This window comes from Pediococcus ethanolidurans (assembly GCF_001437405.1).
Classification (GTDB): domain Bacteria; phylum Bacillota; class Bacilli; order Lactobacillales; family Lactobacillaceae; genus Pediococcus; species Pediococcus ethanolidurans.
The window spans coordinates 1-24,142 of the sequence record NZ_JQBY01000003.1 but is presented as its reverse complement, the minus strand read 5'-3'; the positions used below and the strand labels follow the sequence as shown (position 1 = coordinate 24,142).

The 24,142-nt window shown below is 37.1% G+C and carries 22 protein-coding genes and 1 pseudogene; 18 read left to right on the top strand and 5 right to left on the bottom strand.

Annotated elements, in window-relative coordinates:
- Positions 1-155 precede the first annotated feature (155 nt).
- The 9 genes and pseudogenes from trpD to metF all read left to right on the top strand — a co-directional run bounded on the left by trpD (position 156) and on the right by metF (position 10,275).
- Positions 156-1,175: pseudogene (gene trpD / locus IV87_RS01700) on the top strand (anthranilate phosphoribosyltransferase).
- Positions 1,172-1,954: an indole-3-glycerol phosphate synthase TrpC gene (gene trpC / locus IV87_RS01695; RefSeq protein WP_057805179.1), complete on the top strand. Its 783-nt coding sequence runs from the start codon at positions 1,172-1,174 to the stop codon at positions 1,952-1,954. Before trpD ends, trpC begins: the two are co-directional and overlap by 4 nt.
- Positions 1,954-2,544 (top strand): phosphoribosylanthranilate isomerase, encoded by a 591-nt coding sequence (locus IV87_RS01690; RefSeq protein WP_057805178.1) that lies wholly within the window; start codon positions 1,954-1,956, stop codon positions 2,542-2,544. Before trpC ends, IV87_RS01690 begins: the two co-directional genes overlap by 1 nt.
- Positions 2,531-3,739, top strand: a complete 1,209-nt coding sequence (gene trpB, locus IV87_RS01685) for a tryptophan synthase subunit beta (protein ID WP_057805177.1) — start codon at positions 2,531-2,533, stop codon at positions 3,737-3,739. Before IV87_RS01690 ends, trpB begins: the two co-directional genes overlap by 14 nt.
- Entirely contained in the window at positions 3,732-4,532 is an 801-nt protein-coding gene (gene trpA, locus IV87_RS01680; RefSeq protein WP_057805176.1) for a tryptophan synthase subunit alpha, read from the top strand. Before trpB ends, trpA begins: the two co-directional genes overlap by 8 nt.
- A 162-nt stretch (positions 4,533-4,694) precedes the next feature.
- Positions 4,695-5,999, top strand: a complete 1,305-nt coding sequence (locus IV87_RS01675) for an MFS transporter (protein ID WP_057805175.1) — start codon at positions 4,695-4,697, stop codon at positions 5,997-5,999.
- Between the two features lie 101 nt (positions 6,000-6,100).
- Positions 6,101-6,703, top strand: a complete 603-nt coding sequence (locus tag IV87_RS01670) for a helix-turn-helix domain-containing protein (protein ID WP_057805174.1) — start codon at positions 6,101-6,103, stop codon at positions 6,701-6,703.
- Between the two features lie 421 nt (positions 6,704-7,124).
- A complete protein-coding gene (metE, locus tag IV87_RS01665; RefSeq protein WP_057805173.1) occupies positions 7,125-9,407 on the top strand; it encodes a 5-methyltetrahydropteroyltriglutamate--homocysteine S-methyltransferase in 2,283 nt (760 codons plus the stop codon).
- Positions 9,385-10,275 (top strand): methylenetetrahydrofolate reductase [NAD(P)H], encoded by an 891-nt coding sequence (gene metF / locus IV87_RS01660; protein ID WP_057805172.1) that lies wholly within the window; start codon positions 9,385-9,387, stop codon positions 10,273-10,275. The genes metE and metF overlap by 23 nt, the downstream gene beginning before the upstream one ends.
- A gap of 170 nt (positions 10,276-10,445) precedes the next feature.
- On the opposite strand, the gene IV87_RS01655 is transcribed toward metF, so the two are convergent.
- Complete coding sequence (locus tag IV87_RS01655) at positions 10,446-11,096, bottom strand: HAD family hydrolase (protein ID WP_236698952.1); 651 nt, start codon at positions 11,094-11,096, stop codon at positions 10,446-10,448.
- A 354-nt stretch (positions 11,097-11,450) separates the two neighbouring features.
- Here IV87_RS01655 and IV87_RS01650 point away from each other — a divergent pair, with 354 nt between their 5' ends.
- From IV87_RS01650 to IV87_RS01630, 5 genes are all read left to right on the top strand, one after another.
- Positions 11,451-12,176: an ABC transporter ATP-binding protein gene (locus IV87_RS01650; RefSeq protein WP_057805170.1), complete on the top strand. Its 726-nt coding sequence runs from the start codon at positions 11,451-11,453 to the stop codon at positions 12,174-12,176.
- The gene (locus IV87_RS01645) at positions 12,173-13,357 is read left to right on the top strand and encodes an ABC transporter permease (protein WP_057805169.1); all 1,185 of its coding nucleotides are present in this window, start codon (positions 12,173-12,175) and stop codon (positions 13,355-13,357) included. The genes IV87_RS01650 and IV87_RS01645 overlap by 4 nt, the downstream gene beginning before the upstream one ends.
- Positions 13,358-13,408: 51 nt before the next feature.
- Entirely contained in the window at positions 13,409-14,047 is a 639-nt protein-coding gene (locus IV87_RS01640; protein WP_057805168.1) for a TetR/AcrR family transcriptional regulator, read from the top strand.
- A 165-nt stretch (positions 14,048-14,212) separates the two neighbouring features.
- On the top strand, positions 14,213-15,130 hold the full coding sequence (locus IV87_RS01635; protein WP_057805167.1) for a bifunctional helix-turn-helix transcriptional regulator/GNAT family N-acetyltransferase: 918 nt from the start codon (positions 14,213-14,215) through the stop codon (positions 15,128-15,130).
- Between the two features lie 7 nt (positions 15,131-15,137).
- Complete coding sequence (locus tag IV87_RS01630; protein WP_057805166.1) at positions 15,138-15,680, top strand: cysteine hydrolase family protein; 543 nt, start codon at positions 15,138-15,140, stop codon at positions 15,678-15,680.
- A gap of 78 nt (positions 15,681-15,758) precedes the next feature.
- Here the strand turns inward: IV87_RS01630 and IV87_RS01625 are convergent, their stop codons facing one another.
- The 3 genes from IV87_RS01625 to IV87_RS01615 form a co-directional block, all read right to left on the bottom strand.
- Positions 15,759-17,039, bottom strand: a complete 1,281-nt coding sequence (locus IV87_RS01625) for an MFS transporter (RefSeq protein ID WP_057805165.1) — start codon at positions 17,037-17,039, stop codon at positions 15,759-15,761.
- Between the two features lie 64 nt (positions 17,040-17,103).
- Entirely contained in the window at positions 17,104-17,841 is a 738-nt protein-coding gene (locus tag IV87_RS01620) for a LiaF transmembrane domain-containing protein (RefSeq protein WP_057805164.1), read from the bottom strand.
- Between the two features lie 5 nt (positions 17,842-17,846).
- Entirely contained in the window at positions 17,847-18,293 is a 447-nt protein-coding gene (locus IV87_RS01615; RefSeq protein ID WP_057805163.1) for a LytTR family DNA-binding domain-containing protein, read from the bottom strand.
- Between the two features lie 211 nt (positions 18,294-18,504).
- On the opposite strand from IV87_RS01615, the gene lepB (IV87_RS01610) reads away from it, so the two are divergent.
- Together lepB (IV87_RS01610) and IV87_RS01605 are read left to right on the top strand one after the other, a co-directional pair.
- Positions 18,505-19,110, top strand: a complete 606-nt coding sequence (gene lepB / locus IV87_RS01610) for a signal peptidase I (protein WP_143053154.1) — start codon at positions 18,505-18,507, stop codon at positions 19,108-19,110.
- A gap of 481 nt (positions 19,111-19,591) precedes the next feature.
- Complete coding sequence (locus IV87_RS01605; RefSeq protein WP_057805298.1) at positions 19,592-21,001, top strand: MFS transporter; 1,410 nt, start codon at positions 19,592-19,594, stop codon at positions 20,999-21,001.
- 25 nt (positions 21,002-21,026) lie between these two features.
- On the opposite strand, the gene IV87_RS01600 is transcribed toward IV87_RS01605, so the two are convergent.
- Entirely contained in the window at positions 21,027-21,782 is a 756-nt protein-coding gene (locus IV87_RS01600; RefSeq protein WP_057805162.1) for an SGNH/GDSL hydrolase family protein, read from the bottom strand.
- Between the two features lie 129 nt (positions 21,783-21,911).
- Between IV87_RS01600 and lepB (IV87_RS01595) the strand changes: the two genes are divergently transcribed.
- Entirely contained in the window at positions 21,912-22,517 is a 606-nt protein-coding gene (lepB, locus tag IV87_RS01595; RefSeq protein WP_143053155.1) for a signal peptidase I, read from the top strand.
- 131 nt (positions 22,518-22,648) lie between these two features.
- Complete coding sequence (locus IV87_RS01590; protein ID WP_057805161.1) at positions 22,649-23,965, top strand: C1 family peptidase; 1,317 nt, start codon at positions 22,649-22,651, stop codon at positions 23,963-23,965.
- The last annotated feature ends 177 nt before the right edge of the window (positions 23,966-24,142 follow it).

Below are 24,142 nucleotides of genomic sequence, written 5' to 3'. Positions count from 1 at the left end.
TTTGCATTTCGCTAAGGAGGAAAAATATCTCTTTCGTAAATAACGAAGGGGGATCTTTTTCAAACAAGGTGGCACCGCGGAAAATCCGTCCTTGACTTTAATGAAGTCATGGGCGGATTTTTTGTGTTAAAAAATATTTAGGTGGAGGAATTAATATGATTAAAGAGGCAATTATAAAGTTGAGTCAGCACCAAAATTTGAATTTTGATACTAGCGAAGCAATTATCAATGAAATTATGAATGGTAAGGCAACTGATGCACAAATTGCGGGATTTTTAACAGCATTGGCTATGAAAGAAGCCACTGTTGATGAAATTGCCGGTGCAGCCAAAGCTATGCGAGAGCATGCACTTGCCTTTGATACTAAGAAACCAACGTTAGAAATTGTGGGCACTGGTGGCGATCATTCTAATTCGTTTAATATTTCAACAACCACTGCATTTGTTGTCGCGGCAGCAGGAATTCCGGTAACAAAACATGGTAATCGAGCAGCATCTTCAAAAAGTGGTGCGGCTGATGTACTTGAAGCTTTGGGAGTTAAAATAGATGATTCACCACAACAAAGTGAAGCAATTTTAGAGCAAATTGGCATGGCATTCATGTTTGCTCAGGAATATCACCAAGCAATGCGATATGTGGCCCCGGCTCGAAAAGAGTTAGGCATTGCAACTATTTTTAATATTTTGGGTCCACTAGCAAATCCGGCCAATGCTTCAATGCAGTTATTGGGAGTTTATGACGGAAAACTGATTGAACCGTTGGCACACGTTTTAGATCGATTGGGTATTCAATCTGCAATGGTAGTTCATGGTCGTGATGGGCTAGATGAGATTTCATCAGCTGCTGAAACAGACGTTATGGAAGTTCACAATGGTATTTTTAAAACTTATCAAATTACACCTGAACAATTTGGTTTAAAACGAAGTCGACCAGAAGAACTAGTTGGTGGAACGGCCATGGAAAATGCTCAGATTACAAGAGCGATTCTTGCAAATTAACAAGGGGCCCCGCGTGATGCAGTTTTGATGAATGCTGCGGCTGCTATTCACGTTGCCAAGCCCGAACTATCATTGGCAGAGGGTTTTGATATAGCAAAAACAACACTTGAAAGTGGTGCGGCCGAAACAGAATTAAATAATTTAGTAAGGCTTAGTCAAGAGGTGTTCAGTCATTGATTTTAGATGATTTAGTAAAAGCAACAAGAAAACGAATTACCTTGGAAAAGAAAGTACACCCTTTGGATGAATTGAGATCGCAAGTCAATGTACTAACGCTTGAACAAGAATTTCCTTTTGAGACGTGTCTTAAGCAACCGCAATTGACCTTCATTTGTGAGATTAAAAAGGCATCACCATCTAAAGGACAGATTGTGAAGCAGTTTGATTATAAAAAAATTGCTCATGATTATGAGAGGGATGGAGTTGATGCCATCTCAGTTTTAACAGAGCCCAAATATTTTCAAGGTGATCTCACGTACTTAACGGCAGTGCATAAAGAAGTTTCATTACCGCTTTTAAGAAAAGACTTTACGATTGACCCATACATGATATATCAAGCAAAGTTGGCGGGTGCAAGTAGTATTTTATTGATTGTGGCTATTTTAACGAATGAACAATTAAGATGCTATTTGAAATTGGCAGATCAACTTGGGCTATCGGCTATTGTAGAGGCACATGACGAAACGGAAATTCAACGAGGATTAAATAATGGCGCACGTATTATTGGTGTGAACAATCGCAATTTGAAAGATTTTACTGTTGATTTAACAACCAGTCAAAAACTACGAGAATTTGTTCCGGATGACATTCTTTATATTTCTGAAAGTGGTATTCAAACTAGAGAAGACGTTGATCAATTACGTCATTTTGGTGTTGATGCAGTTTTAATTGGTGAAACAATGATGCGAGCAAAAAATAAAAAACAAACATTGCAAAATTTGAAGGGAGAAAGCTAATGACAAAAATAAAGTTGTGCGGTTTATTTCGTAAAATTGATATCGATTATGCAAATGAAGCGCAACCTGATTTTGTTGGCTTTGTCTTTGTAAAGGATAGTCCACGATATATCACTTTAAAAAAGGCACTTCAATTTCGGCAGAGATTAAATGCCAACATTCCTGCCGTAGGTGTGTTTCGAGATGCACCATTTAGTGAAATGGTGAACTTATATCAATTGGGTGTTATTCAATATGTACAGTTGCATGGGCATGAATCAGAACAGGTTGTGAATCGACTTAAGCAATTAAGAATTCCCATTATTCGAGCATTTTCCTATACACAATCTTCTTTTGTTACATCAGCAGATTACGTTCTTATTGATGGCATGAAACCAGGTAGTGGCGGAATCTGGCCGTGGGAAAAAATAACACGACCTACCCAACCTTTTTTCTTAGCTGGTGGATTGACACCGGATAATGTAACTGATGCAATTCAAGCAGTTCATCCAAACGTGATTGATGTTTCAAGTGGGATTGAAACACAACATGTTAAAGATTTGCAAAAAATGATCAAAATAGTAAGGAGCGTTCACAATGCAAGAAACTAATCATGAAAAAACAGAAAATGGTCGCTATGGTGAATATGGTGGTCAATATATTCCAGAAACATTAATGACGGAATTACAAAAACTAACGGCGGCCTATGAACATTATAAAAAGGATTCTGAATTTCAAACTGAACTTCATAATTTGTTAAATAATTATGCTAATCGTCCTTCATTGCTTTATTTTGCTGAACAAATGACAAAAGACCTAGGTGGTGCCAAGATTTATTTAAAACGGGAGGATTTAAATCACACCGGTGCCCATAAAATTAATAATGTTCTTGGCCAAGCCTTGTTGGCAAAACGAATGGGAAAAACACGCGTCATTGCGGAGACTGGTGCAGGACAACATGGTGTCGCAACAGCAACAGTAGCTGCTTTGTTTGGGATGCAGTGTGAGATTTATATGGGTAAAAGAGATACGGATCGCCAGGCATTAAATGTATACCGAATGAAGCTGTTAGGTGCCAAAGTACATTCAGTTACAACCGGGTCGATGGTATTAAAAGATGCCATTAATGCGGCTTTGCAAGAGTGGACACAGCGCTGCGATGATACTGCCTACATTATGGGTTCTGCTACTGGTCCACACCCGTTTCCAATGATGGTACGTGACTTTCAAAGTGTGATCAGTAAAGAATCCAAAGCACAAATTTTGAAAGCTGAAAAGCGGCTGCCAGATGCAATTGTTGCTTGTGTCGGTGGTGGTAGTAATGCTATTGGCAGTTTTGCAAATTATATTGATAATCCTGAAGTTCAGTTAATTGGGTGTGAAGCTGCGGGAAAAGGAATTGAAACACCTTTAACTGCAGCAACACTAGAGCGTGGAAGTGAAGGAATTTTTCATGGAATGAAATCGATTTTCTTACAGGATCAAGATGGCCAAATCGCACCAGTCTATTCTATTTCTGCTGGGCTTGATTATCCAGGTGTTGGTCCAGAACATGCCTACTTAGCTAAAACTGGTAGAGCACAATATGTGGGAATTACTGACGATGAAGCAGTTGATGCTTTTGAGTATATTGCCAAAACAGAGGGGATCATTTGTGCAATTGAAAGTGCTCATGCAGTTGCCTATGTAAAGAAGTTGGCTCCTAAGATGCGCAAAGATCAAATTATTATCTGTAACTTATCTGGTCGTGGTGATAAGGATGTTGCAGCCATTGCTAAGTATAGAGGGGTGAATATCAATGAATAACTTGACACAAGTGTTTAAAAAACGAAAGGCATTTATTAGCTTTGTTGTTGCCGGAGATCCTAATTTTAATGCGACGGTTGCACACGTGGTGGCTTTAGCAAATGCAGGTAGTGATATTGTTGAATTAGGAATCCCTTTTTCGGATCCGGTTGCTGATGGTCCTGAAATTCAGGCAGCAGATTTACGAGCTTTTAAAGATCATACAACAACAGAACGTGTTTTCGAAATGGTTACTGCAATTCGAGAACAAACACAGGTTCCATTGGTCTTTTTAACCTACATAAACATTGTCTTTAAATATGGTTATGAAGCCTTTACCAAACGTTGTGCGGAACTGGGAGTATCGGGATTAGTTATTCCAGATTTACCGCTAGAGGAACAAGATGAGTTACGTCCGTTTGCAGATCAATTTGGTATTAACTTAATTCCATTAATTGCACCAACTTCACCAGTGGAACGTATTCAAAAGATTGCTAAGAAAGCAACTGGATTTATTTACGTGGTTTCTTCAATGGGGGTTACAGGGGTACGCAATGATATTCAAACTGATTTAAAAGCACTGATTGAGAATATCCGTCAGGTTACGGATGTTCCGACGGCAATTGGTTTTGGAATTCATACACCGCAACAAGCCGCAACCATGGCTGAGCTTGCGGATGGTGTTATTGTTGGTAGTGCTATTGTGCATCAAATTGCCTCTGGCAGCACGAGACAACATACCGATCTAGCTTTAACAGAATATGTTACACAAGTGAGAACGGCCATTGATAAAGTATCCATAGCCCAGAACTAAGAGTGCTAAATTTATAGTCATCTTAATAGAGATATTAGGATGGCGTTTTTATTAATAATAATATTTATTTTATCGTTAAAATATTTTTTATTGACATTTTAGCAACAACAAGCTATAACTAAATTACCATAAAAATAAATTTTAACGATAGAAGGAATTATTATGAAAAACCTTTTGAATACGAGTAAGGAGCAGCTTATTAAAGTTGGCATTATTGCGCTGATTGATGAGTTAGGAAGTAGCATGTTTAGTTTCGCGGTGGGCTTATTTCTTCTACGTAAAACTGGTTCGGCCATGAATTTAGGTATTTCTATTTTAATTGGACCGTTAGTATCATTAGTTTTATTGCCAATTTCAGGAACAATTGTGGATCATTTTAATCATAAAAAAATTATTGTGATCTGTCAGATTGGTATTATTATGACAATGGCATTTTTCTCAATGGAGTTTCAACAACTTTCAGATACGTATCTCGTAAAAATTATTGTGTTACTAGTTTTATTAGATATTTTTCAGTTATTTATTGGTAATGTTTTTAGTGCTTCAGCGATTAATTTAGTTCCAAAAACACAGGTGCAGCAACTTAATTCAATTCAACAGATGGTTCGTTCTTCAGCTTCAATTCTGGCCCCCATTTTAGGTGGAATCGCATATGGGATGATGCCATTCTTTGGTTTTACACTGATTATGTTAGCGACAACTTCAATTGTTATGGTGGTTGTGCTATCGCTGAACTTCAGATTTAATGGCAAACAGTCGGTTACTGAAACGAACGTTAAGGAAAAAGTGAACTTTTTAACTTCATTTAAGGAAGGTATTCATTATTTACGTCAGAAAAAGGCGATTGTCATGCTGATCCTAACTGCCTGTGTAATCAACTTTTTCTTTTGTGCAGTAAACGTTGGATTGCCTTTTTTATTAGTTAATCAATATAAATTAAGTAACGTTTCTTACAGTATGGTTGAGGCCAGTACCTCGGTAGGCATGATTTTGTCTGGTTTTATATTTATGAAACAAAAGCCAGCAGAAAATCAGATTCAACTTATGTATCGTTGGGTTGTCGTGATTGCTTTAATTACAAGTGGCATGGGATTCCCAGTACTTTTGCATGTTCAATTTTTAAAATTGGGAATTACCGGTATTTATGTTGGCTTGGCCTTACTACTGGGAATTGCGTTGTTTGAAACTAATGTGCCAATGGCTGGCTACATGCAATTGCATATTGATTCTAGTTTTCAGGGACGTATTTTTACGATTCAATCTTCATTGTCAATGTTGATGATGCCAGTAGGAACAATTATGTATGGTTATTTATTTGACCATTTTAATGCAGGAGCTATTTTTCTAACATCAGGGGTCATTGTGATCATCTGTATTTTAGGATTTATGCAAATTAAGGCAACAAAATCGGTGCATGTTGTTAAAAGGGCAGCAAAAAAAGAAAATTTAGAAAAGGTTTTAAAATAGATTTTTTTGATGACTGGTTTAATAATCATGAGATTGGTATGATAAGTGAGTTGATGTGTATTGTGAATAAACTTGTTAAAAATGAAAAGGAAGTTCCTTAAATGAGTTCTAATAAACTTGATAGTTTAGCAAAACTATTAGCTGATCATAAAGTGAATAAGATAATAGATGCTGCCAATAAAGAGAGCGGAATTACCGTTAAACAGTTGGCTAAGGTTTTAAATGAAAAACCGTCTAATCTTTATTATCCAATTCAAAGGATGACGGATTTTGGTCTTTTAAAGATAGTATCAGAGAACCAAATTAAAAATTTAACCGAAAAGGTATATAGTTCGGCCTTTTTGTATAAAAGTTCAAAAGATGGCAAAAAAGGTGATCAGGAAATAGATTTAGGCGATGAATATGTCAAAGAACATGGTGAAGATCTTATGGAACTCTTGATGATTAATCAAAAGAGAGTTTTACAAGCATTTCAAAAAAATGTCGATTTTATTCAAGGCGGCGGCAATAGTGATAAAAGTACATTTTCTTGGGCGCAATCAGATCTAAAACTATCTAATAAAGGAAGAATTGAATTATTAAGAAAATTAAATGAGGAAACAACAAAGTTTAAAGATCCATACCCAAACGATCCTCAAGTTTCTCTAAATATGGAGATCACGATGTATTCTGATGTGGATCCTCAGTCCAATGAAGAAGCATAGAGAAATAGTGTTGAAATAGGAAAAATTTAATCAAGATGCCAAACAAAACACAAAAATGTTTCACGTGAAGCAAAGTGAATTTGACAATAAATTAGAACAGCGTTACACTCTCATTAAAATTTAATTTAAAGCGTTGATGAGAAGAGTAATGCCTATAATGAATTTTAGAGACCTCAGTACCTGGGTGAAAATGAGGATTTAGAGTAGGGATGAAGATGAGCTCAGAGCTGTGAGGCGGTTCACGCCAAATCACCGGTTTTGCCACCGATAAGGGGCACTAGTTTTGTTTGAAACTAGCTGAGTCGTTGATTGTGAAATTAACGAAAATAGAGGTGGCACCACGGTTACGCGTCCTCGGATTTAGGTCCGAGTAGGTAATGGTGGTGCTTTTTTTGTATAAAAAATTAATTGGAGGAATATTATGACAACGAGTATTATTGGCTTTCCTAGAATTGGTGAACATCGAGAATTGAAGTTTGCAACTGAACATTACTGGAAAAAACGCGCAACAAAAGAGGAATTATTGAAAACAGCGCAGCAATTGAAGGCACAGCGCTGGGATAAACAACAAAAAGCAGGGATTGATCTGATTCCGGTGGGAGATTTTTCGTTTTTTGATACAACGTTAGATGCTGCTTATTTGTTCAATGTTATTCCTGCGCGTTATAAGCAGCTCGGCTTGTCTAGTTTGGATGAATACTTTGCTTTAGCTCGTGGTTATCAAAGTGAAACTGAGTCTGTTAAAGCTTTACCAATGAAAAAATGGTTCAACACAAACTATCACTATATTGTGCCAGAATTTGATGATGAAACCGATGTTAAATTAACTGGTTCTAAACTCTTTGATGAAATCAATGAAGCTAAAAAACACGGTATTCAAAATCCTAAGGCAGTGATTGTTGGACCTTATACGTTACTTAAACTAAGTATTTTTAAAGGCGATAAACAGCCACAAGACTTTGCATCATCACTAGTAAATGCTTATCAAGACTTACTTGCAAAACTTAATGAACAAGATGTGAAATGGCTTCAATTAGATGAACCTGCCCTCAGTTTTGATCAGAGTGAAACAGATCTTGCCTTGTTCACTAAAATTTATGAGAGCCTGTTGCCAGCTAAAAAGGCTGTTAAGGTATTGTTGCAAACTTATTTTGGCGATGTGCGCGATTCTTATCAAACGTTGATTAAATTGCCTTTTGATGGCATTGGTTTGGATTTGGTTGCCACAACTGAAAACAGCAAGTTGATTAAAGAAAATGGGTTTCCTACTGATAAGGTGCTTTTTGCAGGAGTTGTTAACGGTAAAAATATTTGGCGAAATCATTATGTGACTACTATTGAGACACTTAAAGCATTAAACGTTAAAGGCGAAATCGTTTTGAGTAGTTCATGTTCCTTACAGCATGTTCCATACGATGCTTCTTTGGAAACTAAACTACCTAAAACAGTTCAACAACATTTGGCCTTTGCCTATCAAAAACTAGACGAATTAGTTGAACTAGATGCTATTTTTCAAGGACATGATCAAAAAGTTTTGGCTATTAATAATGAGCTGTTTTCGACAATTAAACATCCAGAAAATTCGCAGGTTAAGTCACGAATCGCACAATTGACAGCAGCAGATTACACCAGATTACCAGAACGTTCAAAACGGGAACAAATTCAAAAGCAGGTATTTAACTTACCAGAGTTACCAACGACAACCATTGGTTCCTTCCCCCAAACCAAAGACGTTCGTCAAAATCGGTCTAAACTGCGTAAGGGTGAAATTACTCAAGCCGAATATGATGCGTTTAATCAAGCAAAAATCAAACGAATTATTGAATTCCAAGAAAAAATTGGGGTTGATGTGTTGGTTCATGGTGAATATGAACGTAACGACATGGTTGAGTATTTCGGCGAAAAACTGGATGGGTTTGTTTTTACGCAAAATGGTTGGGTCCAATCATACGGAACGCGGGGCGTAAAACCACCAATTATTTGGGGTGATGTTAGTCGCAATGAGCCAATTACCGTTGACACAACCGTTTTTGCTAATAAGTTAACGGATCGGTTAGTTAAAGGGATGTTAACAGGCCCAGTTACCATCTTTAATTGGTCGTTTCCACGAGAAGATATTACGCCCGAACAGTCTGTTACCCAAATTGCCTTGGCCATTCGCGATGAAGTTTTGGATCTTGAAGCTCATGATATTAAGATCATTCAAATTGATGAACCAGCATTACGTGAGAATTTACCGTTGCGAAAATCAGACTGGTACCGTGCTTATCTTGACTGGGCAGTACCTGCCTTTAGATTGGTGCATAGTGGTGTAAAACCAGAGACGCAGATTCATACGCATATGTGCTATAGCGAATTTGGCGATATTATTCAAGCAATTGATAATTTGGATGCCGATGTGATCTCCTTTGAGGCTTCTCGTTCCGATTTATCGTTGATTGATCAATTAGTTGCAGCAAACTTTCAAACGGAAGTGGGCCCTGGCGTTTATGATATTCATTCACCACGAATTCCAAGTGTTGAAGAATTGGAAGAAATTATTAATCACATCATTGCCAAACTACCAGCAGCTAAAGTTTGGATTAATCCGGATTGTGGTTTAAAGACGCGTTCTGAAAAAGAAGCCTTTGACGCGGTATCCAACATGGTTGAAGCAACGAAAAAAGTAAGGAGTTCGCTTTATGAAACTAACCGAAGTCTTTAATCAGAAAACTGTTTTTTCCTTCGAAGTGTTTCCACCACATAGCAAAACACCGGTTGATAAATTACGCCCAATATTAACTAATTTGGCACAAATTCATCCGGATTTTATTTCAGTAACCCTAGGAGCCGGCGGAACTAGTGTCCGAAATCAAAATGTTAAAATTGTTGACTTTATTCAAAATCAACTTAACATCACGGCAGTTGCACATATTCCGGGACTCTATCAATCTAAGGAAGATGTCCGTAATTTGTTGCAAGAGCTCAATGCACATCATGTTAATAATATTTTGGCATTGCGTGGTGACAAAATTGCGGGTAGAGAACCGATTGGTGACTTTAATCATGCCAATGAATTAGTTAGTTTTATTAAACAAACGGGTGATTTTCAGGTTATTGGAGCGTGTTATCCGCAGTGCCATCAGGAAGCAGCCAATTTAACGGCTGACATTGCCAATTTGAAACGTAAGGTGGATGCCGGCGCAGATCATCTGATTTCGCAGTTGTTTTACGAAAATCAGTGTTTTTATGATTTTATTGAGCAGGTGCGTGGTGCCGGGATTGCTGTTCCAATTGAAGCAGGAATTATGCCGGTTACGAATAAAGGTCAGATTGAACGCATGGCAAAGATCTCTGGCAAACCATTACCGGAAAAATTTTTGTCAATTTTGAATCGTTATGCGGATAATAAAGAAGCTTTACGTGATGCTGGAATTGCCTATGCAGTTGATCAAATTGTTGATTTAGTGGCACATGGTGTGGATGGTATTCATTTATACACAATGAATCATAGCAAGGTTGCACAGCGAATTTGGGATGCAACCGCCTCATTATTCCAAGATTCAGCGGCTAAACCTAGTGTTCATTTGTGAGCGTGATTGCATTTTATTGAATGCTATATGTTGTTGATATTAAGTCAACAAAGTTCCACGTGAAACAATATATTTATATTATAATCATACTGAATGATAACTGAGAAAACTAAAAAAGACATCTGATTTTTCAAAATTAGATGACTTTTAATGTCTCAGTTATTATTCAGTTAAATTAGATTCAATACTTCATCAAGTTTTTTCACAGTATGAGTTGGTTCCACACCACCAAATGGCTTTTCATTTGCTCGATTTACCCAGATACTTGGCCAGCCCATTTGCTTAGCTGCAACGATGTCGGAGCTAAATCCTTGAGCAATGTGGATATGATTCTCCGCAGTAAAGTTATACTTTTTTTGAACGTACTGGAAGAATTGAAGATCAGGCTTGTACGCATGAGTTGTCTCGGCAATAATAATATCTTCAAACGGATTTTCGAGTGCTGCCACATTGGCGGTAATGATTGGCCACGATGAATTTGACATGGCAATTAAGTGATCACCACGTTTGATTAGTTCATTTAAAGTTGAAACAACCTCTGGAAATGGTTTTAAGTCCCGAATTGCCTGTAGGACTTCAACATAATGTTCTTCGAATTTGTGTGCCAAATCAAAATGCTTATCCATTTCGGTTAAAGTCTGGCGAACTAAACGATCATAGTCCAAGTAGGGCACCATATGATTACGATCATCTAAATAAGTAATAAACCACTTACGAGCAGTTGGTCCGTCCACACCAAGTTTATTCGCAATTTCTGCTACCTTACTGTAAAGCCCTTCTTCATTAAGCAAGGTACCGTAACAATCAAACGTTAAATACATGTTGATATCCCCCATTTTCTTAATTTTAGCAAACACCGTCATGAATAAACTGGTTTTGCCAATTAATTGAATTACATTTCATACCTGATTATATTCGGTTCAAAGCTAACTTGATATAATTTTTCAAAAAAATTGAAAATAACAGAATTTAGGTGAGTAGCTGAACACTCTTCTAAAAATAGATAGATTCATTTAACACGTGATATTAATGCCAAGGATTGCTGAGTAGTAGATGATTGAGACAATTTTTTTAAGCTTTGTGTTGACTTTTAAGTTAGCGCGAAGTACACTAACAAACGTTAAGTGAGTAACCAATCACTTACATATATTGTGATTTTTACTGGAGGAATTAAAATGACAGATTCAATTATTTCTTTGACCCATCTTGTTAAGAAATTTGGTAAACAAACTGTTTTACAAGATGTCAATCTGGATCTTATGCCAGGTGAGATAGTTGGTTTAATTGGACCATCCGGTGCAGGCAAATCAACAGTAATTAAAACAGCCTTGGGGATGGAGGTTGCTGATGGCGGCTCAGCTACCGTTTTTAAGCAAACAATGCCCAATCGACAGTTATTGTCACGAATTGGCTATATGGCGCAAACGGATGCTTTGTATGAAGCTCTATCTGGGCGAGAAAACTTACAATTTTTTGGCAAAATGAAGGGTATTAATAAAAAAAATATAAGTACAGAAATTAAACATGCAGCCGCGGTTGTTGATTTAACCGAAGATCTTAGCAAACGAGTTTCCGGATATTCTGGTGGAATGATGCGCCGTTTATCACTAGCGATTGCGCTTCTTGGAGAACCGGAACTTCTAATTCTAGATGAACCCACTGTTGGAATTGATCCAGCACTGCGTCGACAAATTTGGAAAGAACTGGGCAGTATTCGTGATGAAGGACGCAGCATTTTGATTACGACGCATGTGATGGATGAAGCGGAACTGACAGACCGCGTAGCTTTATTACTGGGTGGACGCGTGATGGCCTTTGATACGCCTCAAAATTTGAAGAAACAATATGAAGTACCAACGATTGAAGACGTCTTTTTGAAAGCAGAGGGGGTTCAATCATGAGAATTCTAGCAATTGCAACTCGTGTAATTAAGGAGTTAATTCGTGATAAACGAACTTTAACTCTGATGTTTGTGGCACCAATCATTATTATTTTGTTACTTAGTGTGTTATTTTCTGCTAATTCAACAACCAATGTAAAGATCGGTACTGTTGCCGTTTCAAAAACGATTCGTTCTAACTTGGATAATACAAAACATGTTGCCGTCAAAACCTATGACAGTAAAAAACAAGCTAAAAAAGCCTTAAAAGATGAAAAGATTGATTCCATTATTCAAAAAAAGAGTAGTGGGTATAGTATCACTTATGCAAACACAGACTCTACGAAAACAACTGCCGTAAAAATGGCGTTTAAGAATGCCGTTACTGAGGATACCATGACGACGATGAAAAATCAGATGGGTACGATGAAAACGCAGTTACAGACGACGGCCAGTGCGTTAACCAAGGTAGAACAATTATTGCCTGCAAAGACTAGAGCCAAGTTAGCCAGTCAGGCATCGACACCCAAGACGACTACTAAAGTAACTAAGGTTGCTAAAACTAAAGTAACCAATCATTATGTTTATGGCGATTCAAGCACCGGATTTTTTGATAAGATTTTGCCGATTTTAATGGGCTTCTTCGTTTTCTTCTTTGTCTTTCTAATTTCTGGAATGGCCTTACTTAAAGAACGAACTAGTGGTACGCTGGATCGTTTGTTAGCAACACCGGTTAAACGATCAGAAATTGTTTTTGGCTATATGATTAGTTATGGTATTTTAGCTATTGTGCAAACAATCGTTATTGTCATGGCAACTATTTGGCTACTAGGGATCGATATTGTTGGTAATGTCTTTAATTTAGTAATAATTAACTTAATTTTAGCGCTGGTTGCTTTGGCATTCGGAATTTTAGTATCTACGTTTGCCAGATCAGAGTTTCAAATGGTACAGTTTATTCCGCTTATTGTGATTCCCCAAGTCTTTTTCTCAGGTATTATCCCATTAGATTCTATGGCAGACTGGGTTAAAGATATTTCTTATATAATTCCGATTAAGTATTCGGGGGATGCCTCCACAGCAATTATGATGCATGGGGCGCACTTGTCTACACTAGGATTGGATATTGGTGTTTTAGGCGGTATTTTGATTGTGCTGACTTTCTTGAACATTGTTGGTCTAAAACGGTATCGAAAAGTTTAACAGTTGACTTTGACCAAGAGGAAAATAATCTTAATGAAAGAGGAGTTATTTATGAGTTCGAATGTGTTTACTAATTATAAACAGTGGCTTAATGATCAGACAATGCCAAAGGGCCGTCGAGCAGTGATTTTATCCAGCTTGGATCTGTTTTCTCGTCAGGGCTACGATGGGACGTCTACAGCACAGATTGCCCAACATGCCGATGTGAGTCAGGCAACAATTTTTAAGTATTTTAAAACCAAACAGGATTTATTAATGGAAATTATTAAGCCAATGATTAATAATCTGGCACCGGTTTTTCGGGACGATTTTTTTTCGAAATTAAATGAACATAATGGTTTGCAGGAAATTGTTCATTTTGTTGTTTTTGATCGCTACAAATTTCTAAAGGAAAATGCTGCCGCGTTTCAAATTCTGTTATCCGAAATAATGACCAATGAAACAGTTCGCGCGATGTTCTTTGATTTAGTTAGACAATCGCAATCGGTTATTTTTAATAGTGCATTAAATAAAATGGTGGAAGACAAATTGGTTCGACCTGGATTGACGTTGGTTGATTTAGCGAGAACAATTATTGGCCAATTAATTACCTATTTTCTTCAACGCAATTTTATAACAGCTATTCCAACTGATGAAACTGCCGATTTAAAAAGGATTGAAGACTTGATTATTCATGCGGTTCGTCCATAATCTAGTGAGATCAAAAGTTAAGAATGAAAGTTTCCTTATTGTGAAATTTTCATTCTTTTTTGTTTGCAATTTAATGGTTGATAAAAGCAACAGTTGAAAAAGTCAACTTTATGAACTACAATATTTTTATTCTAAAAATTAAGCCTCAAAAAGGAGTCGGTAAGCATGCAACTGTTAAAGAGTATTGAAACAATTCGTAATTTTAATCGTTATTATGCAAATAAATTTAATACATTTGATCGTGAATTGTACGTGGGTGAATATTCATTGAATGAAGCCCGTGTTATTGCTGAAATTCAAGCTCAAGGAGAAACAACAGCCTCTAAAATTCAAAGGGTGTTAGGATTTGATAAAGGGCAGTTAAGTAAAATAATCACTAAATTAGAAGGACAGAAATTGTTGACACGGGGGCTTGATTCTACTGATCGTCGCCACTATCAAATCAAGTTAACCCAAAAAGGAATTGCGGCATTTACAGAATTAACAAAGTTATCACGTGATTATTTAACTTCGCAGTTATCAAGTTATTCTGCTAGTCAACTTCAACTTATTAGTACAGATATGCATGAAATTCAAAACATTTTAGAAAAAAAGCAACAGGTGAAAATACGTAAAGGAAAGTTAGCAGATATTGGCTATGTTGCAGATCTACATAGTCGAATTTATCAACAAGAAATTCCGTACAATGCGATCTTTCATCAGTATGTGTTCAAAGCATTGACAGAGTATGTTCAGGATCTAACTCAGGGAATCACTTGGGTTGCGGAAGTAAATGGTCGACAAGTGGGGACCATTTCACTGATTAAAGCCGAAAAAATGCAATATCAAGTACGTTGGTTTGCAGTCGACTCACGATATCAAGGACTTGGCATTGGGAAAAAGCTTGTTCAAAACTTAATGGATTATGCTCAAACAAAAAAAGTAAAAGAGATGTACTTGTGGACGGTTGACGAACTAGTTGCGGCTCGTCATTTATATGGACAACAAGGATTTAAACTGGTTGAATCTGTGAAAAATAATCAATGGTGTGATCGTGATATTAACGAAGAAAAATGGGCCTGGCAGGCTAAAGAGAGAGGTTAGATGACTAATGAATGATGAAAAAATGACAAGAACAGCTTTAGTGGTCATTGATCTACAGACCGGTTCGATATTTTTAGCACGTCATATTTTTAAACAACTGACATCAGATCAATTTAAGCAAGTGTTGTTGAATAATCGAAAATTAGTGACACAGTTTTCAGCGCAAAACTTACCGATCATTATTGTTACGCTGCACCCTAAGTTATTGCCAAAGATACTTGATAATCGCTTTACTCAACCACTAGTGACAGCTGATTTGGCATATCCATTGCAAAAGCCAGGGCCCAGTGCCTTTAAGCACACTGAACTATCAACGTATTTACAACAACAAAATATTAAACAGCTACTGGTCACAGGTTTCACAACAGATAATGGTGTTAAAAAAACAGTACAAGATGCCGAAAAATTAGGATTTATGCCAACAGTTGTAACGGATGCTACGATCGCTCGAAATTCCGAAAAGCAACAGGAAATGTTGAAAAAGTTTAAACACACATGCTCAACGGCGAAAGTCCTTAAAACATTTAAAAATAAACAGAAACGATCGTAACAGCAGGACTTGTTTTAACTTCTGATCTATAAAAAAGCCTCGAGATTGAATAATATCAGTCTTGAGGCTTTTCGTTTATTAATGAATCGGATTCACGATATCTTTAGGAGCATCTAATAGTTTTTGCATGTGAATAACTGTAATGGTTGCAGTGGTAAACAGCAGTAACAAAAGACCTGTAATGGCAAAGATAGAGAGTGCTGTTACATGATCGAAAAGAAATCCAAAAACGATTGTTCCAACTGGCATTAATAGCATGCTAATGGTGCCTTCTAGTGAGAAAATGCGTCCTTGCATCTTCTGCGGAATTAATTGCTGCATAAAAGTATTCATGGGTGTATTAATAAAAACTAAGGTTACACCGTTTAAAATATTTAACCCAATGAAGTAAACGGTATTTAAAAGTGATGGTAAACCTAAAATTTCGGGAATGCCGGCTAGTATTAGAATTCCTGACAGAACAGCAAGGCTAATATAAGATATGGTCACGGGATGGTGTTTTAACTTCAGAAAACTAAGGATAATGCCACCTGCAAACATCCCAACTGCAAGTGCGGAATCGGTCACGCCGTACTGGGTATTTGATAACTTCAACGTTGTGACTAATAAGTAAGGCTGCCCAACATTCAACGCAGAAAAGAAGAAGTTGATTGCTGCCGCGGAAACAAGCAGAATCGTCATTAAACGTTGGCTGCGTAAGTAATGAAGTCCTGTTCGAAAATTTTGCCAGACTGTTTCATTTGAATCTTCGGCTTCGACAGGCGAGTTTTTAGATTCTACAACTGTTGAAAAATGAAGCAAAGTAATGGTAAATAGGGCGATTAATTCAAAACCAATTTCAATGAAAGCAAAAATATCAATTGAAACAAGTGTGTAAACGAAAGCGCCAACGATAGGAGCCAGAAATGAAGCTAGTGAAGAAATGGACTGGTTGAGTGAGTTGACCTTCTGTAATTCATTGGTATCAAACAATTGTATAATGCTGGCAGTCAATGTGGTGCTCAAAAAATTATCAGTAATCTGCAGAATGATGATTAGCACAATGAGTTCGGGGTAGTACTGTGTGGGCCATAACCTGAAGGAGAATCCAAATAAAAGCAATCCCAAACTAGTCGTAATTTGAGCGGCAATCATCACACGACGATGATTAAAGTTATCGACAATGAAGCCGACAAACGGTGTTAAAATTAATGAAACAATGGGACCGGTAATCAAAGAAACACCCATCCCCAATGCGGATCCTGTCCGATGAAGAATATATAAACCAATGGCAAATGATAGCATGCCACTGCCGAAGTTTCCTGTAAACTTGATAATTAGAAGTTTGATGGTTTGTGCTGATAAGTTTAGTTTATTCATGATAATACCCCCACGCTGAAGTAGAATTGTACTTCAGTTAACAGCTGAAAAATGTAGTTGTGCGTTAAACATAATGAACAGTAATGTCTCCCATTTTGAAATCACCGATAATAGATACTAGTGGGCCATCTTTAGTGGGTTTCAAGCCAGTTTCGGTCGTTTCTACCATAAAAGAATCGAGCTGAACTTGTAAATTCCATGCTTTTGGAACATAGAGATCAATGTCACCCATGCTACCGTTCAGTTCAATGTTTGCGCGATCGTTAGTAATAATGGCTTGATCAAAATAAACCTTTGCGTCTCCCATTGTGACGTTGATGATCGCGTGCTGAAAATTAGTAGATTGTACATAACGGATGGTGCTTCCCATGCGAACATTGACGTTAACATAGGATTCATAATCAGTGGTTGTACTTTGAGAAAAATGTTGACCATCATGTCCCGTTTCATTTATAAAAACATGTTGATGGTGGTGAAATTTTCTTTTAAAGGGATGGACGACAAGCGATAGACCAATGCTTAATAAAAATGCAGCACCAAGAATAGTCCATGGAACTAAGTTGGTAATACCCAGAGGTTTTGCATAGAGCATGCTAATAAAAGCAAGACTGAAAATGGTTCCTGTAATACTAAAATAGACAATGCTTTTAATCGTAGCTGCGGCAAGAATTAGGGTGAAAATCACAGTCCACATATTGGCTTGATAAGAAAACCAACCCATCTTACTGGCGATGAGAATCGCTGCGCAAGCTAGAAAAAATAGCCCCCAGAACCAGTGACCCCATTTTGTTCTTTCGTTCATAATAGTTACCTCATTTCATTTAATCGTTCTTGAAGTTGTTTGTAATAACGGCGTGATGCGTATATTTGCTTATGTGAGTTTCGAAAAGATATAAGACAATTTGAAATTGACTTGGTCAGCGCATTAACCTGATATAAATTGACAAGTGCTGACTTTGATACTTGTAAAAAGGAACCTGGCAGGCTGTCTGCTAATTTATAAAGATGATTTTTACTAATGTATATGTCATCTTTGGTATGTACTTGTAATCGGCGATCGGCGGTTTCAATGAAAAGAATGTTGTCTAGCTTTAAAAAATATTCGGTTGCACCCTGATAGCAGGTAAGGGTGTCAGAGTGAGAACTGTTTTCTAATAGCTTTTTAATGTGTTCAACATTTGGATCATGATTAGAAGCCTTTATGATAACTTCTGGTTCTTGTAGGGTGTTATCAATTTCTAATCTAACTTTCATTTCCGTCATCTCCTTTGTTTGGCTTTGATATTATTAGACTCCTTTTAAGCGTGAAAAGAAATACTTTTTGTATAAGTGGTGAAAAACTGTGCGTAACCGGTTAAGAGTTTTGAAATAAAATAGTTTTTCAGTACAAAGAACTAGTAGCGTAAGTTCTACAGAATGATTTGCGATACAATGAGTTTATGAGAAATTAGTGGAGGAGTATTTTATGAAAACAATTAAGAGCATTTTAAGTTGGGTAATTCCAGTTGTAATTGGATTGGCAATTGCTTTTCTGGTAAGAAGTTACTTATTTCAAGTTGTGCGTGTAGATGGGTCATCAATGACACCTAACCTTACTAATAATGAGCGTGTTTTTGCGTTCAGACAGGAAAGAATTAAGCATCTAAGTGTGATTGTATTTGATGCGCATGGTGAGGATCCTAGAGTGACTACTAAGATGTATTATGTTAAACGAGTGATTGGCATGCCAGGCGATAAGGTTTCCTATAGGGATGGCAATTTGTATGTAAATGGAAAACTGGTTCCACAACGCTTTATTAGTAACTATGAGCGGACGGTTGGAACGGCGCGTGGAGCAAAAGCGACGCGGTGGAATTTAGCATCAGTTGCTAAAACGCGAGGATGGGGTAATAAACCAGAGACTGTCCCTGCTGGGGAATATTTTGTTCTGGGTGATCATCGCTATGTTTCAAATGATAGTCGTTACTGGGGATTTGTTAAGAAAGATAAAATTATGGGTGTGGTGAAAGTTCCGTTTTGGGGTAGTGCAAGTGCTAAGAAAAATGTAAATAAACGAACAGTAGACTACTAAGATTAAATTGGTAAACAAAGGCAGAATCAACGAAAATATTCGTTAGTTCTGCTTTTTTATATGGCTTTTAATTTTAATTTATCTTAGAAATTAAAGGTTTAAACTACCAAGATGATTTTAGTAACTGTTGTTAAGCGGTTTAATTCATAGAGAATAGTCTGGAAGCAAATGGGCTCAGTAGTGACATTTATCTTAGCGGTTTTCGCTTAGATAAAGGCCGAACTTGGAGACGTGGTTTGCGGCTTCAAGTCGTGCCCACTACGTTCCAGCCCGAATTTGCTGGAAGACGGCAATTTAATCTAATTTTGTTACTATGGACGCTTTGGTATCAGACAACTAAATACGATTTCGTAGTTTCAACTTTTAGTTAGAAGTTGAAAAAATTAATGATAAAACGTTTCCACAGTTGGAATAGTGTTTTGCGGTTATTTTAAGTGGTAAACTATTGCTAGTTTATAAGGATACAGGTGAATAGATGATGATGAAACAAAACTCACAGTGGACCTTACTTTTGGCCACTTCAATGGTATCGTTTATGTCGACAATCGATGCCAGCATTGTTAATATTGCAGTTCCTAAGCTTTCACATGATCTCCATGCACCAATGAACGAAGCTGAGTGGGTGGTTTCGGTTTACTTGGTGCTTATTTGTGTCCTCTTAATATTTTTTGGTAAATTATCCGATCAAATTGGAAGAATCAAGATTTTTCAAATTGGAACGTTAATCTTTGTGGCGGGATCATTAGGCTGTGGATTAAGTACAACGTTGCCGCTAATGTTGGCTGCACGAATCGTTCAAGCAGTAGGTGCATCTATGACAATGGCCACTAATTTTGGCATTATTACTCAGATTTTTCCTCGAAGTCGTCATGGTGTGGCGCTAGGAGTTAATAGTTCATTTGTGCAAGTTGGTAATATTATGGGACCAGGATTAGGTGGTTTAATTCTAGCCGTTCTTTCTTGGCACTTTATTTTCTTCATTAACGTACCAATTGGGCTAATTGCGTTTGCATTTGGTTACAAGATTTTTCCAAAAGACTTGCCTACACATCAAAAAGTTCAAATCGATTTTATCGGTTATTTGGTGTATGCATTAGCTGTTGTAGGTTTCTTTGTGGCTATTTACTGGGGTCAGGAGATTGGCTTTGTTAAGCCTGAAATTATACTCTTGTTTTTATCGACAGCTATTTTAATTGCAATGTTTATTTTTCGCGAGAACCATACGCAAAATCCACTTTTAAATTTACATATTTTTAAAAATGCGGGATTTTCAATTGGGATTATTTCTGCAATGCTGGTCTACGCAGTTGGTTATTTTAACAACATGATTATGCCTTATTATTTGCAGGAAACACTTCAATATTCATCGGCTATTGCAGGTTTAATTTTAATGTCTATTCCGTTACTGAATATTTTTTCAGCTCCAATTGGCGGCATGATTGGAGACCACATTGGTGCTGAAAAGATTTCCCTAATTGCACTGGTTATCTTTTTAATTCCGGAATTAATTTTTATGTTTATCACCCCTAGTTGGGGAATAGTTTGGTTAATTGCTGGTCTTATGTTATTTGGTTTGGCAAACGGAACGTTTCAGAATAATCCGATGATCATGGGAAATGCGGGTAAGCAATTTCAAGGAATTGCCGGATCAATTGCGGCGCTGGCTCGAAATTTAGGGATGGCTATTGGGCTTTCCCTTTCAACTTCGTTACTTTATCTAGGCATTAGTCAAAAGGCAGGACAACACATTACAACCTATCCTAATCACAACCCAGCGTGGTTTATATCTGGAATGCATTTTAGCTATTGGTTTGCTTTAGGAATGATTGTGGTGGCACTTGTTTTGTTAATTGGTTTGGTTCGGCATCAAAAAAGACTGTCACAAGATTAGCTTTGATGACAGTCTGTATTTCAGGTTAGTTATTAGCCAGTATTTTAGTTAAGTGAGCTTCAAAAAGCGGCGTCCAAACTTGTTTGTAACCCATTTGAGTGGGATGCGCATCATCCATCATAAGGTATGGGTTAGATTTATTTAAATGATGTAAGGTTGGATTGGCCCAGAGATCCAGAATGGAAAACTGCCATTTCTTCTGTAATTGATACAACTTTTTAATTAGTTGTTCGTAATCTGTATCTGGTTTTCGAACACAAGTGTAAAAAACAACTGGGCAATCAAAATGGGCTTGCACATAGGATAAAGTATCTTCAATGGCACCAATGGTGGTTTGACGATCAAAATCATTCTTTTGTGATGACGGTGTGATGTGACCTAATGCTTTATGGGCACGGCCATCATTAGTTGATAATTGACAAACGAACAGATCATAGTGACTTTTTACATTAAAGTCTGTTCGAAGACGACTTGAATAAGTTTTGGGTTCTAAACCAGCTAAAGAGGTGCCACTAATTGCTGATTTGGTGGGAATAATACCATCTTTTGTTTGCAAATACTCAACAAAGGATTTACCTTTTGCTGCAGCACCATACGTGATGGAAGAACCTAAAAAAGCGATTCGTTTACCATATAATAATGAGCTGGGATTTAACGTTTCTGTTGCTGGTTGATAAGTCGGTAAATTACCAAGAACAAAGGCTTTAACAGGTCGAGGAATTTTATGAATACCAATGGCACCAATTGCTAACATACCAGTTTTTAATAAGAATTTTTTCATCTAAATCACCTCGCGATTATTGTAGCACAGGAAATTATGAAGAATTTATATAGGTTTGAACTTTAAACGAGATTTTTCAAGGACTTTGCACTAAAATGAGAATATAAATAAGTTAATCGAGGAGTTTTCATGAAAACTATAAAAAGTATTTTGAGTTGGGTAGTTCCAATTCTAATTGGTTTAGCAATTGCTTTACTAGTTAGAAGTTTTTTGTTTGAAATTGTCCGTGTTGACGGGACATCGATGGAGCCTAACTTAGTGAATAATGAACGTGTCTTTGTTTTTAAACAGGATAAAATCAAGCATCTAAGTGTGATTGTTTTTGATGCATATGGTGCAGACCCACAGGCGACTCCGGGTACTGAATATGTCAAACGTGTGATTGGCATGCCAGGCGACAAAATCTCATACAAAGATGGTAATCTTTATGTAAACAATAAATTGATTCCACAGAAGTTTATCAGTTCCTATGAACGGAAAACGGGAACAGAAATCGGTGCTGAAGCGACTAATTGGAACTTAGCATCGGTGGCCAAAGCACGTGGCTGGGGAAATAAATCTGAAACAGTTCCGGCTGGTGAGTACTTTGTATTAGGCGACCACCGAAGTGTTTCCAATGATAGTCGTTATTGGGGCTTCGTTAAGAAAAGTGAAGTTATGGGTGTCGTTAAGGTACCATTCTGGGGTAGCACTACAGCTAAAAAGAATGTAAATGATCGTACTGGTGATTATTAAAATTATAGACTAAGCGTTGTGGAATAAAAATTCTGCGACGCTTTTTATTTGTAGTTTGCTATTTATTGGAAAAGTATTAGAATATGATTAACTTATTCTTATTTAAGATTCGTATTTTTTGGAGGTGCCCTATGGGAAAAGAAGTTTCACAAGAGAATGTAACAAAGTTTCGAAAAGCTTTTAATGACGGTAATCGTAATGCAGTTGTTCAAAGAGCAGCAACAAAAAATGGTGTTTTAAATGCTAGCGAAGACATTGCAGCCAAGGTTCGTTTGGATCGTACTTTTTCGATTGAGATCGATACAGGTAAGGTAACTAATCAGTTACACAGTGGCCGCTGCTGGTTATTTTCTTTGTTAAATACACTTCGGCACCAATTTGCAGATAAACATGATGTGAAAGATTTCGAACTTTCACAAGCCTATTCGTATTTCTGGGATAAAGTTGAACGAGCAAATATTTTTTATGAAAATATTATTCGTACCGCAGATAAACCAGCTAATGATCGTGAAGTTGAATTTTATTTAGCAGGACCTGGAGATGACGGTGGTCAGTGGGCAATGGCTGCTGGCTTAGTTCAAAAATATGGTGTCGTTCCATCATCTGTGATGCCAGAAACTTTTAACACAAATGATACAACTGGATTCGCAAGTGCACTGGACCTTAAACTACGTAAGGATGCAATTGAATTACGTGAGTTAGTGGCAAATGGTGCTTCTGAAGGTCAATTGAACGCTAAACGTGATCAGTTACTAGGTGAAGTTTATCGAATGACTGCGATTGCTGTGGGTGAACCACCAGTTAAATTTGATTTTGAATATCGCGATGACAAGAAAAAGTATCATCGCGATGCCGATCTGACACCAAAAGCGTTTTATGATAAATATATTGGTGTTGATTTGGATGATTATGTGGTGGTAACTAATGCGCCGTACCAACCATTTAATAAACTATATAGTTTGCCAGCCGAAGATAACATTGTGGGTGGTAAGAAAATTACACTGTTAAATGTTGAAATGGATGTGTTACGTAAGGCAGCCATTGCCCAACTTAAAGACGGTGAGACAGTTTGGTTTGGTAATGATGTTTTGGAACAAATGGACCGTAAGGACGGTTTATTGGACAGCAAACTTTATCAAACGGATGCACTTTTTGACGTTGATTTGAGCTTAAGCAAAGCAGAACGCTTCCTATATGGTCAAGCACAAGTTTCACATGCCATGACGTTTACTGGTGTCGATGTGGTTGATGATAAAGCTACCAAGTGGAAAGTAGAAAACAGTTGGGGTGACAAAAATGGCGATAAAGGCTATTTTGCCATGACCGATGATTGGTTTGAAAATTATGTTTATGAAGTTGTGGTTCATCGTAAGTATTTGACGGCTGATCAGTTGAAGATTGCAGATTCAAAGCCAGAACCATTACCAGTTTGGGATCCATTGATGTAGTTAAAATTAACAAAACATGATTTAGTTACGTCATAAAATGAAAAAAAGCTGTTCTTTTAAAGCGAAAGGCAGAAGTTAAGGAAAGCAAATTTCCTCAAACTTCTGCCTTTTTTACAAAATAGTTCATAGCATAACTAAAAAATATTCCCGAATTGTCAAATCAAGTGCAACACTTAC